General features: G+C 70.4%; 9 protein-coding genes. 4 read left to right on the top strand and 5 right to left on the bottom strand.

Annotated features, from left to right (window positions below):
• The first annotated feature begins 111 nt into the window (after positions 1-111).
• Positions 112-930: a DUF4198 domain-containing protein gene (locus TsocGM_RS05360; RefSeq protein ID WP_126724272.1), complete on the top strand. Its 819-nt coding sequence runs from the start codon at positions 112-114 to the stop codon at positions 928-930.
• Positions 931-958: 28 nt separating this feature from the next.
• Positions 959-1,966 (top strand): DUF1559 domain-containing protein, encoded by a 1,008-nt coding sequence (locus tag TsocGM_RS05355; protein ID WP_126724271.1) that lies wholly within the window; start codon positions 959-961, stop codon positions 1,964-1,966.
• A gap of 30 nt (positions 1,967-1,996) precedes the next feature.
• On the opposite strand, the gene TsocGM_RS05350 is transcribed toward TsocGM_RS05355, so the two are convergent.
• A complete protein-coding gene (locus TsocGM_RS05350) occupies positions 1,997-4,603 on the bottom strand; it encodes a DEAD/DEAH box helicase (RefSeq protein WP_126724270.1) in 2,607 nt (868 codons plus the stop codon).
• A gap of 385 nt (positions 4,604-4,988) precedes the next feature.
• On the opposite strand from TsocGM_RS05350, the gene TsocGM_RS05345 reads away from it, so the two are divergent.
• Entirely contained in the window at positions 4,989-6,584 is a 1,596-nt protein-coding gene (locus tag TsocGM_RS05345) for a hypothetical protein (protein ID WP_126724269.1), read from the top strand.
• A gap of 170 nt (positions 6,585-6,754) precedes the next feature.
• Here the strand turns inward: TsocGM_RS05345 and TsocGM_RS05340 are convergent, their stop codons facing one another.
• The gene (locus tag TsocGM_RS05340; protein ID WP_126724268.1) at positions 6,755-8,149 is read right to left on the bottom strand and encodes a purple acid phosphatase family protein; all 1,395 of its coding nucleotides are present in this window, start codon (positions 8,147-8,149) and stop codon (positions 6,755-6,757) included.
• Between the two features lie 442 nt (positions 8,150-8,591).
• Here TsocGM_RS05340 and TsocGM_RS05335 point away from each other — a divergent pair, with 442 nt between their 5' ends.
• Positions 8,592-9,647 carry a peptidylprolyl isomerase gene (locus TsocGM_RS05335; RefSeq protein ID WP_126724267.1) on the top strand — a complete coding sequence of 352 codons (1,056 nt, stop codon included), beginning with the start codon at positions 8,592-8,594 and terminating at the stop codon, positions 9,645-9,647.
• Positions 9,648-9,918: 271 nt separating this feature from the next.
• Here the strand turns inward: TsocGM_RS05335 and TsocGM_RS05330 are convergent, their stop codons facing one another.
• The 3 genes from TsocGM_RS05330 to TsocGM_RS05320 form a co-directional block, all read right to left on the bottom strand.
• Positions 9,919-10,575, bottom strand: a complete 657-nt coding sequence (locus TsocGM_RS05330) for a c-type cytochrome (RefSeq protein ID WP_126724266.1) — start codon at positions 10,573-10,575, stop codon at positions 9,919-9,921.
• 63 nt (positions 10,576-10,638) lie between these two features.
• A complete protein-coding gene (locus TsocGM_RS05325; RefSeq protein ID WP_126724265.1) occupies positions 10,639-11,832 on the bottom strand; it encodes a sulfite oxidase in 1,194 nt (397 codons plus the stop codon).
• Between the two features lie 86 nt (positions 11,833-11,918).
• Positions 11,919-12,887, bottom strand: coding sequence for an NAD-dependent epimerase/dehydratase family protein (locus TsocGM_RS05320; RefSeq protein ID WP_233578375.1), 969 nt, complete (start codon positions 12,885-12,887; stop codon positions 11,919-11,921).
• Positions 12,888-12,964: the final 77 nt, after the last annotated feature.

Here is a 12,964-nt window from a genome sequence, read left to right as displayed (position 1 = left end):
CTGCCTCGCAATTCCCCGGGTGCGCCCTTGTGGAGCGATGGTGGTGCGTTTATTATGAATTTGTAATACTTCTTACCGACCGCGTTCCTCGCGCTCTGGGAGGGTCTTGCGATGGAGCGGAAGCGATCGAACCGAGGCCGTTGGACGAGTGTGGCGACGGCCGTCATCTGGATCGGAACGACCGGAGGGGCAAGCGGTCACGAGATCAAGGTGCTAGCCAGCCAGTTGCTCACGGCGCCGGGCAGTCGAGACACGGTTTATCTGTCTTGGGGCCATATCGTCCCGGTGGACATGCCGATCGACGCCGAGACGATCAAGGACTATCGCCTGCATACTCCCTCTGGCTCGGTGAACTACCTGAGCACCGAGGGCACGTCGCTCCATGCCAATGTGGTGACGGTGGACGAAGAGGGGCTCTACACGGCCGAGGTCATCCGACACCCTTCGATTTACACGCTTGTCATTGACGAGACGGGGCATCGCCACGCCACCGGTTCGAAGGTCGAGGCCGCCAAGCTCGGTGGCACGGTTGACTATTCGGCGCGCAGTCACCAATTCGCCAAGGCCTTGCTTATTTCCGGAGACGCGCACGAGGGGAGCACCAAGGTCCTTGGTCATGAGTTCGAGATCGTTCCGCTCGATGGGCCGGAGTCCTGGGTTGCCGGGTCCGACCTCCGGGTTCGAGTCCTCTTTCAAGGCAAGCCAGCCGCTCGCCAGGATGTTTTCGCCCGCTACATCGGCTTCAAGCCGGACCAGGCCTGGTGCTTCGCCATCCCGACCGACAACGACGGCATCGCCACCATCCGGGTTGACCGCGCCGGCACCTGGATCATCCGGGCCCAGAAGACCCTCCCTGCCGCCCTGGAAGACCGTGCGTTGTTTGACCTGGAGTCGTACACCGCCAGCGTCGCCCTGGAAGTTCTGCCCTGACCGGTCCCCCAGACCTTGGAGGCCTTCCATGTCTCGGACTCGTCAAGGGTTCACGCTGATCGAGCTGCTGGTGGTCATTGCCATCATTGGCGTGTTGATCGCCCTGTTGCTGCCCGCCGTTCAGGCCGCGCGCGAGGCGGCCCGGCGGATGCAGTGCACCAGCAACCTCAAGCAGCTCGGCATCGCGCTGCACAACTATCACGACACCCTCGGCCGCTTTCCGTTCGGGGCGATCGTCGCACCGCCGGAGAACTACTGGGTCCGCATCGGGGTTCCTGGTGAGCATTACCGGTATTCCGTGCCCGCCATGCTCACCCCGTTCCTCGAGCAGACCTCCGCCTATAACGCCCTGAACTTCGACGTGCCGCTGATCGGCCTGACCACCAACTCGGCCGAGAACACGACCATCTACAGCATGCGCCTCGCTTTGCTTCTGTGCCCAAGCGACGAGGCCCGCGAGGTGGCCCCTGGGTTCGCCCCCGGCAGCTACATGGCCTGCGCCGGCTCCGGGGCGAGCAACGGCGGCTCGGCGATCCACGGCGCGCCGGACGGCACGTTCTACTACAACTCGGGGACGACGCTCGCCGAGCTTCGAGACGGATCGAGCAACACGGTGCTTCTGAGTGAGAGTCTTCTGGGCCCCGGCGGGTTCACGATCCCGAAGCCCGAGGCCGACGACCCGGCGACCGTCCAGGTCGAGGCGGCCTACGTGCCGATCGACCAGTACGTCCCCCTCACCCCCGAGGACTGCCGCTCCCCCTTCCGATACTCCGGCGTCCGCAACCGGAGCTGGGTTCAGGGGGATTTTCGCAGCATGCTCTACACCCACTTCACTCCGCCCAACAGCCGGACCTACGACTGCCTCCGGGGCAGCGACTACGGCTGGAAGACCGCCCGGAGCCGGCACCCCGGCGGCGTCAACGCCCTCCTCGGCGACGGCTCCGTCCGCTTCGTCCGCGACACCATCACCCCGGCGACCTGGCGAGCCCTGGCCACCCGCAAGGGCGGCGAGGTCATCGGCGCGGACCAGTTCTGACCGCCGGGCCGGCCGGCCGGACCATCGTCCTCAGGCATCGTCTCCCGAGAACAGCCGTTCGTGGAACCGCCGCAACGCCGCCTCGGGAGACTCGAATCGCATCGGCTCCGGTCCCGCCGCGTCGATCCACGCGGCGGCGAAGGGCGACGGCCCTTCCAGCGACCGGAACCGCACCACCGGCCTCGATTCCAGCCAGGCCCTCGCCGTCGTCGCGTCGAGCAGGTCGTCGAGGACTTCCCGCCTCGTCTCCCGCAGCAGGGGATGATCCGGGCAGGCCGCCTGCACCAGCGGAAAGAGCCGCTGGCTGACCCAGAGCAGGCCGCCCACCTTCGTCCGGCCCCCTTCCGGGCGGCGGAGAACCATCAACGCGGTCGCCGCGACGTGCCGGAAGCGCCTCGCCAGCAAGTCGCCGCGGTCGACCCCCTCGAGCACATCCGCGCTGAACCCCTCGGGGGAGAGCAGGGGGGCGAGGTCGTCCGCTCCCAACCTCGCCTCGACCGGCAGGCGGATCTGCCAGCCCAGGTCCGCCACCACCAGCCTCAGGTCCCGGCCGAACCGCCTTCCCAGCCTCGCCGAAACGGCCCGCCCAGCCGCCTCGCAGGCCGACCGCCCCAGCGGTGCATGGAAGGTGTAGGAATATCCCTGCTCGTCCGGCGCCTCCTCCACGAGCACCGACCCCGGCCTTGGGACCTCGCTCAGCCGCTCCTGCGCCGCGAACAGAGCCTCCAGCACGCCGATCGCCTCCGGCTCCAGCCGGTACGAGTCAACCAGCCACGATCGGAACGCGGAGGGCCCCTCGTCCAGCAAGGTCGCGGCCCGGTACCGGAAGGCGGCCAGTTCGCTCGCCAGTTCGGCGGAGAGCCCCTGGCGGTCGCTCGTCCAGCGGGGAAGCTTCGGGTCGCCTCCGGACCGTCGGGCGTGGACGGTCAGGCCGTCCAGCCGAAGGAACTCCAGGGCCCGGCCGTCCAGCACGAATCGGTCCCCCTGCTGGAGCCGTTCCGCGTAAGTCCCCTCCAGGGTGCCGATTGGCTCCTCCTCGACGACGACCCGGACCGACTCCTCCGACGTGATCGTCCCGACGTTCGCTCGGAACCAGCGGACGATTTTCGAGTTGCGCACCCCGAACAGGCCGGCTTTTTTCCAGATCCGCGGCGAGGTCCATCTTGGCGACGCTCCCGGCTCGGGCTCCCAGGCGCCCGGAGGGGCGGCCAGCGCTCCGGCCAGGAAGTCGAGGCAGGCCTCGAACTCGTCCCGGGACAGCCCGGCCATGGGAGCGGCCCGGGTCACCAGGGCGAACGCCTCGTCGGCCGAGCACTCGCCGGCGCAGGCCATGCCGATCAACTGCTGGCAGAGGACGTCCAGCGGCCGGGACACCATCCGGAGCGGCTCGACCCTTCCCTCCCTCGCCGCCCTGGCCGTCACGGCCGCCCCGGCCAGCTCGGCGGGGGTCGCGGCGAGCATCAGGCCTCGGGTGTTCGCCCCGACCTGGTGCCCGGCCCTTCCCACCCGCTGCAGGCACCGAGAGACGCTGCCCGGCAGGCCGACCAGCACCGCCAGGTCCGCGGTGCCGATGTCCACTCCCAGCTCCAGGCTTGTGCTCGAGACGACCGTCCGCAGCTCCCCCGCCTTCATCCTGGCCTCGACCGCCCTTCGGCGGCGAGCGTCCAGTGCCGAGTGGTGCGCGGCCACCGCCTCCGAGCCGAGGCGCTCCCTCAGGTCGTGGGTGATCCGCTCGGTGACGGCCCTCGTGTTGGCGAAGACGATCGTCGTCCGGTTCCGGTCCGCCTCGTCCCGGATCCGCCTCAGGAGCCGACGGTAGGTCAACCCCCGATGCGGCTCCTCGTCGCGTTGGAGCAGCGAGTCGACCTCGATGGCCGGCCCCGGCTCGCCGTCCGGCCGGGGAGCCTCGATGACCCGGGCCTCCCGACCCGCTCCGACGAGGAACCGAGCCGCCGGATCCGGCGGCCGGCAGGTCGCCGAGAGCCCGATCCGGCTCGGGTCCCGGGCCGATCGGGCCGAGAGGCGTTCGAGCGAGACGGCCAGGTCCGCCCCCCGCTTGGTCGGGACCAGGGCGTGCACCTCGTCGACGATCAGGTACTCCACCCCCTGCCAGATCCTCCCCCAGGTCTTCTGGCTCAGCAGCAGCGAGAGGCTTTCCGGCGTGGTGATCAGCAGGTGCGGCGGGCGCTCCCGCAGCTTCCGGCGCAGGTGGCCGGAGGTGTCCCCCGACCGGACCCCGATCGTCACCGGGCTGGCCTCGAGCCCCAGGTCCCGCCGGATCTCCTCCAGCGGACCGAGCAGGTTCCGCTCGATGTCGTAGCCGAGGCTCCTCAGCGGAGACACGAAGACGCAGCGCAACCCCGGCTCGAGTCCGCCCTGCTCAAGCTCCCGGAACAGCCGATCGAGGATCGCCAGGAAGGCGGCCAGCGTCTTTCCCGAGCCGGTCGGCGAGACGAGCAGGACATGCTCCCCCGAGGCGATCGCCGGCCAGGCCAGCCGCTGCGCCGGGGTCGGGCCTCCGGGGAAGGTCCGGAGGAACCACGAGCGGATGGCCGACGACCGGATCGCGGGCAGGACGCCCACCGTCTCGGAAGGTCGCGGCCGGGTCCTCGGGAGTCGGGCCGAGTCTCGGGGCATCCCGCCCTCCTCGGAGGCGTCCTCGCTCCCCCGGTCCTGTGGCCTGGGGCATGATCCCGGACGGTACGGGTGTCCATTCTAGCCCTCCCTCGAGCCGCCGTCGAGCGGTCCCTTGTCCGTTCCATTCTCGTGCCGCTCGGATCGAATGCCGGAACTCGAACCGGCGTCTCTCCTTCGGTGTCGATCACGCACGTTGCTGAGCGATGCCGGCGGAGGGGCCGGAATCCTGTCGGCTCGATGGCTCGGAATTCGATCGGATGAGGAGCAGCCCGATGCGACCCGTCCGGGAACCAGGCGGGCCCGGCCAGGTGGGAGTCGCCTGGGGCGATGGCTGCGACCCGATCCGACACCGGCTCGGAGAGGCCCAGGGAACGAGGGCTCGCCCGTGAACAGCGTCGCCCGACACACCAAGAACCCGCAGCACGGCTTGCGACGACGCCCCCGGCTCGAGGCCCTCGAAGGGCGAGCCCTGCTCTCCCTGGCGGCGATCGGCCCGGTCCTGGAATCCTTCGCCGAGGTTGGCCTCCTCTCCGAGCCCTCGCCTCCGCTCGGGCCGGAGAAGCCCGCCGGGTCGATCCTCCTGCCGCTCGGCGGCATCGAGAAACAGCCCGAACCCTGGCGGATCTCGACCCGCTTCCCCTGGCGGATCTCCTCCTGGCGGCATCCGACGGCGGCCCTGCCCGACGAGCCCTGGGCCGACGGCGGCATCGTGCTCCCTGACGACCAGGACGGCCCGATGATGCTGCCCCCCGTGGGGGAAATCCGCCTGGAGGGCCGCATCACCCCCGGGGGGGACCTCGACCTGTTCGCCCTGCCGGTCGATCCGACGACCCGATCGCTCCAGATCTCCTATCGGAGGCTCTTCGACGGCCCTCCCGACCCGAGTCACCTCGGCCCGATCCGCGTCTTCCTGAGCGACGAGCGGGGGAATCTCATCTCCTCCTGGGCGCTCGATCCGGAGTTCGGCGGGCTGGATTTGCAGATGCTCGCCTTCATTCGGCCCGACCCGACGATCCTCTACCTGGGGATCGAGTCTCCCGGTTCCGGAAGTGAATCGGGATCGGCCCGGTACGGCCTGGAAGTCCAGCGGGGAGGCCTGTCCGATCCGCTCTCGCCCTTCTCCCCGGGGACGGGTCGGCCCGGCTCGGGGGACGACGGCGGGGTTCCGGTTTCCTTCGGGAGCGAATTGACCAACGTGATGGTGCTCGGCCAGGCGACCCTCCTCGGCTCGTCCTCCGCCCGGGGGACCTCATCGGCGGCGATCGACGCCTCGGGGGGGACGGTTGGGACCTTGCTCGAATCCTTCGGCGTTGGCCGATTCGTTCCTAACGGGCTCGGCAATGTGTCCCCCCGTCCCCTGCCCACCGTGGCCGCGGCCCCGGTCGGCGGCCTGCTGCCGACCGGGCCCGAGGTCCGGGGAGAGGGGGGCATCCCCACGGTGATCCCCTCCCCCGCCCCCGATGCCGACGTCGTGGGGCTCTTCCTCGCATCCGAGGATCGGGAAGACGGCCGCGAGCCGGACGAGCTATCGGCGATCGACGCCTGGCCCGCCCCCCCCGCGTCGAGGTACGGGGCCGAGGCGGTTCCCCTCGCTCCCGAGGCCTCCCGACCCGACGGGACGCGCCCGGTTGTCGGGCCAGGAGGCCTTCCCATGCTGCTCGCCGGCCTCCGGGTCGCCTGGGGCCGCCCGGCGATCGGCTCGACCGCGCTGGATCCGCCTCTCCCCCCCCCCGCGTTCCCGGTCGAGTCCCAGGGGAACTCGACCCCGCTGCTCACCGGAGGGCCGGCGATCCCTCCCTCGTCGCCGATTCCCGGCCTCGAGCGGGACGGCCTGGCACCGTCCAGCCCGAGGGTGCTCCGCACCGCCCTCATCGGCGCCGCGGCCCTGGCGGTGGGCCTGATCCTCCCCGACCTCGCCGCCGATCGTCCTGTTCTCCTCCTCCGCCGCGCCGCTCCCCTCCGCCCCTGGCGGCGGCGGTGAGTCGCCTCCGGACCCGCTCGAGGGACGGCGAGGGGCGGGCTCGGTCGGGATCGGAAGAGGGGCGATGTTCACCCGGATCGGATCGGATCGGATCGGATCGGGGCCGGGGCGGCCGCGATCGATCGCGGCCGTCCCGAGGCGAGGGTCGGGTCGTCGTCCGAGGGCCGGGGTCAATCCCCGGCGGCCTCGGCCGCGGCCTGGAGCCGGCGGAGCCGCTCGCCTAGTTCGGGAGTGCCCTCGATCAACTCGTTGGGCTTCCCCTCCCGCTTGACCAGATCGAAGGCGTCGTACAGCGCCCCGATGGCCGTCCTCGCCTCGAAGCTCAGCCGATCGCCGTCGACTCGGATGATCTGATAAAGCTGGGTGTCCTCGGCCTTCCGCCTCATCCACTCCTGGTTCTCGGTCAGGTCGTACATCTTCGGACCGCTGACCGAGACGACATAGACCGTGCCCGCGTTGTTCCTCACGACGGCGCCGGTCGGTTCGTTCTGGTCGCCGACGATCAGGCCCGATCGGCCATACGAGTGGTCGTGCCCCTGGAGCACGAGGTCGACGGCGTACTGGTCGAAGATCGGCTGCCAGAGGTCGCGCAGGGCTGGGTTGTCCCGGCCCTTGCCGGCGGAGTAGATCGGGTGGTGGAAGGTGACGATCGTCCAGCGGTTCGGGTTGTCGGCGAGCACCCCCTCCAACCAGGAGGCCTGCTCCCGCTGCTTCTCGTTCGAGTTCAGGGAGATGATCCGCACCCCCTGGTAATCGATGAAGTAGACCGTCTCCTCCAGCCCCTCGGGGCCGTGGCCCGGGAGGGTGAAGGTCGGCCGCCAGTGCCGGGAGAGCCGGCGCTGGCCGTCTTCGGAGCGGCCATATTCGTGGTTGCCGGGGGTGGGGATGCTGGGGACCATCGCGTTGACCCAGCCGCCGCCGGAGAACCACTCTCCCCACTCGGCGTCCCGCTCGGACCGGTTGACGAGATCCCCGGCGTGGACGATGAACCGAGCCTTGGGAGCGTCGGAGTAGGCCCCCCGGATCACCCGCGACCAGAGGGACTTGAGGTCGTTCTGGGCGTCGCCAAAGTAGATGAACGAGAAGGGCTTCTCCTCGTCGCTGGCCGTGGTGAAGTGAGCCCACTCGCTCCAGTTCACGCCGTCTCCCACGCGATAGGCGTAGGTCGTCTCGGGCTCCAGCCCCTCGAAGACGACCGAGTGGAACGTCGCCTCGCCCAGGTCGGTGGTCAGGGTGGAGGACTCGGCCTCGACCGTCTCCGCTCGGTCGACGAACTTCGGCCCGTGGTCGGCCAGGGCGATCTCGGCGAAGGCGTGATGCACGGTCGTGTCGGTGCGCCAGGTCACGGCCTGGGAGGTCCTCGGGTCGCCGGCGAAGGTGAGGATGATGCGATCGGGGATCGCCGTCGGCCGGTGGGCCTCCGCCTCGGCCACGGGGGCCGGCGGATGATCGTGGCCGTGCTCGTCGTCGTCGTGGCCGGCGGCTGGGATCGGCAACAGGGCGATCAGGCCGAGGATCGCCGGCCGCCAGGGGAGGGGAGGGAGGCTGGTCGCGGGAGTGGTCATTGGGGGTCTTCCCTATGCTCGAGGGGCCGAGGATCGGGGGGGGCGAAGGGCGCTCGCTGCCGTCGGGCCCGATTCGGTCGTCCGGGCCCCGAGCAGAGCACGAGCCCGCCTGGGGTTCAAGCCCTCGCTGCCCGCCTGCCCGCCCGGATCGAGCCGGCGGCCCTGATTCTCCCGGGGAGGATGAACCGGGAGGGTGGGGCCGGCGAAGGATGGAAGAAGGCGGGCGCCCACCCCGGACCCTCGGGGGAGCCTCGGGTTCGCCTCAACAGCATGGGGTGATCCCCGTATAATGCGGCGGCTTCGCTCCCCCGGGGCGATCGATCGGCCCGACGGCCGGGCCCCTCCGCCGACGGATCGGCGGCCGGCCGCCCTCGGCCCTTGCCGCTTCGATGCCCGCATGCCCAGGTCGGACCGGATTATTCCGCCACGGAGGCTCGAACTCATGTCCGAATTCCCCCGACGCTCCCCGGCGACGGCCGGCCAAGCGCTCGCCCTGGCCCTTCTGCTCTCCCCCGCCGGGCTCGCCGTCGCCCAGGCTCCCCCCCCGGCCCGCGTCCAGGCCGTCCCCCCGGCCAACGACCCGGTCGTCGCCTCGTTTGAGGGCGGCACGATCACCCGATCCGAGGTCCTTGACTTCCTCTCCCAGTACACCATCGCCCCCGACCGCCGCGCCGAGGCGTATGAGCAGGCCGTCAACGTCCTGATCAACCAGAAGCTGCTGGCCAGGTTCCTGGAGCGGGAGAAGGTCGTCGTCACGGCCGCTGACCTCGACGCTCGAGTCGCCGCCATCGCCCAGGAGCTGCAGCAATCGGGCCAGGGGAGCCTCAACAGCATGCTCGCCGAGCTTGGCATGACGGAAACCGAGCTGCGCGAGCAACTGATGATGGATCAGCGCTGGTCGAAGTACGTCGCCACCAAGGGGGACGAGGCCACCCTCCGCGCCTACTTCGAGAAGAACAAGGATCTGTTCACCGGCACCGCCGTGAAGGCCAGCCACATCCTCGCCGCGGTCGATCCCGAGGCCACCGACGAGCAGAAGGAGGCCGCCCGTCAGAAGCTCGTCGAGCTGAAGCGGAAGATCACCGCCGGAGAGCTCGACTTCGCCGTCGCCGCCGATCAGTTCTCCGAGGACCCCAGCAATCAGGAGGCCCCCGACGGGGGCAACATCGGGTACTTCAACCGCCGGGGCCAGGTGGTCGAGCCCTTCGCCGAGGCCGCCTTCGCGCTGGAGGTCGATGAGGTCTCCGACCCGGTCGAGACCCAGTACGGCTACCACTTGATCAAGGTCACCGACCGCCGGGATGGCCAGGAGGTCGCGTTCGACCAGATCAAGGACGCTGTGCGCGCCGCCTTCGGCGAGGACTTGCAGCAACAGATCATCGAGAAGGCCCGCGCCGAGGCCAACATCGAGATCAAGCCCATGCCCGACGACTTCTTCCCCGTCGCCCCCGCCACCCTGCCCGGTTCCTTGCCGTCCCCGGCCGCCAGCCCCCGCTGACGCGGAGCCCCCTGGGCGTGTTCCCTTCGGCGCTCCTCGCCCGCTCCCCGTTCCCCGCTCCCGTTCGAGGGAAACGGAACGGGGAGCGGGGGCCGAGCCAGGTTGGAGGGGGGCCGACCACGTCTCCGCACCATCAGGCCGCTCGGATCCTGGGGGGAACGCGGTGGCGTCCCCCGTTTCGGTTCTCACCGAGCCTGGATCGTTCAAGATTCGAGGAGGTCGGGGGCGAGGCGACCCCGGCCCAGTGATTGATGCTCGATGCGATGCGGCCTCACTCCGGCACCGACCGCGACCGGAGCCACGCCAGCGTGTCCGCCATCTCCTGAGGCGACAGCACGAACTGGAATCCCGGCATGCGCCGTCGGCCCTCGTGCAGGATGTCGGCGTAGGTCGCCGGCTGGAACAGCACCGGGCGAGCGATCAGGTTCTGGCCGAGGTCTCCGCCCCGGCCGTCGGCGCCGTGGCAGGTGGCGCAGTGCTCGGCGACCAGCGCCGCCCCCCGATCCGGGTCCCCCGAAGGCAAGGCGTCCGGAGCGGGCTCGGGCCGGGTGGGGGCTCGGGCGTCCTCCAGGGTAAGCCGGGGGAGGGTGGGGGCTTCGCCGTCGCTCGGGAACGAGGCGATCAGGTAGTTGACCAGCCTTTCCTTCTCTTCCGGAGGGACGGGGGAGCCCCAGCCGATCATTTTCTCCACTTCGGCCGCCCACTGTTCCGGAGTGAGCCGCTGGGCGGTGACCATGTCCGACGAGTGACACATCAGGCAGTTCGCCTCGAACGTCTTGCGGCCCAGTTCCAGCGTGAAGGTGCGTTCCTCGGCCTCGGGGTCATCCTGCCGTGTTCCCGACGCGATCGTCTTCCCCGGCGCCATCAGGGGAAGCATGGCCACTGCGGCCAGTGTGACGCCGATCCTCGCGATTCGATTGCTCGCCATTGGTTCCGATCCTCGGCAGGTCCGCGGCGGGAGGAGCGCCCATCGCTCTCGGGTCGATCGGCCTCAGCCGACCTCGACCGACACGCGCTCGATCGCGTTCCACAGGTAGCCGCTCTTGTTCCAGGGCGATTGCTCGGGCTGGGTCTCGCCGTGCGAGTCGGTCGCCCGAGCCCTGAGGGTGTGGGGGCCTGACGGGGCCTCCCACGCCAGCCGCCAGGTTCGCCACGACCCCTCGACCTCCGGTCCCTCCAGCGCCGCCTCCTGCCAGGGGCCGTCGTCCACCGACACCTCGACCCGAGTCACCCGGCCGGGGCCCGTCCAGGCCACCCCCGCAATCTCCACCCGACCGGGCCGGAGGGCCTGGCCTTGGCCGGGATGCGTGATCAGCGACTTGACGTTCATCGCCGTCACCGGGACGACGTCGGCCGTCGGATCCTCGATCACCGAGCCCGGCGGGGCCAGCGTCCGGGGGATGCGGTAGCCGGTCTGCTGGTAGAAGCCGGGGGCTTCCTCCTCGGCCAGGGTCAGCTCGCGCAGCCATTTGACCGAATGATTCGCCGTCCAGCACGGCACGACCACCCGGATCGGCCCGCCGTGCAGATCCGGCAGCGGCTGGCCGTTCATGTGGGTGGCGAGGATCGTGGTCGGATCCATCGCCTTCTCCAGCGGGATGCTTCGCAGAAACGCCGGCGTCTTCGGGTGCGGCGGCAGGTCGGCGCCGAGCAGGTGGACGTGCCGGGAGGCGTCTCGGACGCCCGCTCGGTCGAGCACGTCCCGGAGCCGAACTCCCGACCACTCCGCGTTCCCGACCGCCCCCCGGGCCCAGGCGATCCCCGGCACGTTCGGCTTGAACAGCCCCCGGCCGTTGCCCGCGCACTGGAGCACGGCCGGCATCGCCACCTGATCCATCCCCGCCAGGTCGTCCAGCGACAGCACGATCGGGCGGTCGACCAGTCCCGAGATCGAGAGCCTCCAGCCGTCCGGGCCGATCGCCGGCGCGCCGAAGTGGCTTCGGACGAAGAACCGGTCGATCGGCGTGATCCAGTCCCCCAGGGCCGTGACCGGGGTTTCGGCGTCGAGCGGCACGAGGTTGTGGATGATGAGCTCCTGGCCCTCCGCCCTTGCGTCCTCGGCCCAGGAGGCGGGGCTGGCCCCCGACCACGCCCAGATTCCCAGCCCGGCCGCCCCGCCGAGCCCTCGGCGGAGCGCCTCGCGACGGCTTGGCGCCGGGGCGGGGGGATTCGCGTCTCGACTCATCTCGCTTCGTCCTCCGTCCGGTCGGCCGGGATCCGGCCGGGGCCTGATGTGACCGAGTGCGGGGCCGTCGCCGGGGCCAAGCCGCGTCAGAGGTCCGACAGGTCGAGCCGGCCTTGCTCCCGGAGCGCGGCGAAGCGTCGGTAGGTTTCGCCGATTCCTTGCTCCAGGCTCGTCCGGGGCAGGGGGCCGAGGCGCTCCTGCAGCCGAGCGTCGTCCAGGCTGGGAGCGATCGGCAACTGGTTCGAGCCGTGCGAGACTCGCCCGATCGCCTCGGGGACGACCGCCTCGAGGGCCGAGACGAAGGCCTCGATGGACACCACGTCTCCCCTCACGTTGAAGGCATCGGCTCCCTCGAACGGGGCGTCCAGGGCGCGCACGAAGGTGGCGGCCACGTCTCCCACGTACTGGAGATCCTGGAGCCCGCCGTAGCTGATCGCGTAGTCCCGGCCGGCGGCGACGGCCTTGATCGCCTTGGTCGGCTCGCTTGTCATGCCGAAGTCGCGGCCGACGCCGTAGACGGTCCACGGCCTCAGGGCGATGCTGGTGATCCCGTGGTCGAGCCAGTACACCTTCGCGTTCAGCTCGTTGCAGACCTTGAACGCCCCGTAGTGGGTCATCGGAGCCAGCCGGACCTCATCTCCCAGCGGGGCTCCGCCTGGCTCTGCCGGGCCGTGCACCGCGGCCGAGCTGGCGAAGACGACCCGGTTGACCTGCCCCTTCAGCGCTCGGGCGGCCTCGAAGACCGCCAGCGTCCCGACGACGTTGACCATCGCCCCCTTGATCGGATCCGCCCGGCAGAGCGGCACCTGCAGGGCCGCCAGGTGCAGCAATTCGGTCGCCCCGAACCGCTCGGCGGCCGTCTTCACCACGCTCGGCTCCGTCACGTCCCCGGCGATGAAGCCGATCCGGTCGATCTGCCCCGGCTCGAGCAGCAGGTCGAGCCGGTGGGTGTCCCGCTTCAAGTCAAGGATCGCCACCTCATGGCCCGCCTCGATCAGTTGCATCGCCGCCCACGACCCGATGCAACCGAATCCTCCCGTCATGAGCACGCGCACGCCGACGCTCCCGGCCCGGTGGCCGACCGCTGGATGGGATCGTCCCTCTTGAATCGGGAGTGTACCTTCCCTGGCCG

Origin of the sequence: Tautonia sociabilis, assembly GCF_003977685.1 — a bacterium.
In the GTDB taxonomy this organism is placed as follows: domain Bacteria; phylum Planctomycetota; class Planctomycetia; order Isosphaerales; family Isosphaeraceae; genus Tautonia; species Tautonia sociabilis.
The sequence above is the reverse complement of the archived record's forward strand: the minus strand, read 5'-3'. Positions and strand labels throughout refer to the sequence as shown.

Bases quoted from the DNA above. Each gene is read 5' to 3' on its own strand.
- TsocGM_RS05360 (WP_126724272.1), top strand. From the start codon at position 112: ATGGAGCGGAAGCGATCGAACCGAGGCCGTTGGACGAGTGTGGCGACG.
- TsocGM_RS05355 (WP_126724271.1), top strand. From the start codon at position 959: ATGTCTCGGACTCGTCAAGGGTTCACGCTGATCGAGCTGCTGGTGGTC.
- TsocGM_RS05350 (WP_126724270.1), bottom strand. From the start codon at position 4,603: ATGCCCCGAGACTCGGCCCGACTCCCGAGGACCCGGCCGCGACCTTCC.
- TsocGM_RS05340 (WP_126724268.1), bottom strand. From the start codon at position 8,149: ATGACCACTCCCGCGACCAGCCTCCCTCCCCTCCCCTGGCGGCCGGCG.
- TsocGM_RS05335 (WP_126724267.1), top strand. From the start codon at position 8,592: ATGTCCGAATTCCCCCGACGCTCCCCGGCGACGGCCGGCCAAGCGCTC.
- TsocGM_RS05330 (WP_126724266.1), bottom strand. From the start codon at position 10,575: ATGGCGAGCAATCGAATCGCGAGGATCGGCGTCACACTGGCCGCAGTG.
- TsocGM_RS05325 (WP_126724265.1), bottom strand. From the start codon at position 11,832: ATGAGTCGAGACGCGAATCCCCCCGCCCCGGCGCCAAGCCGTCGCGAG.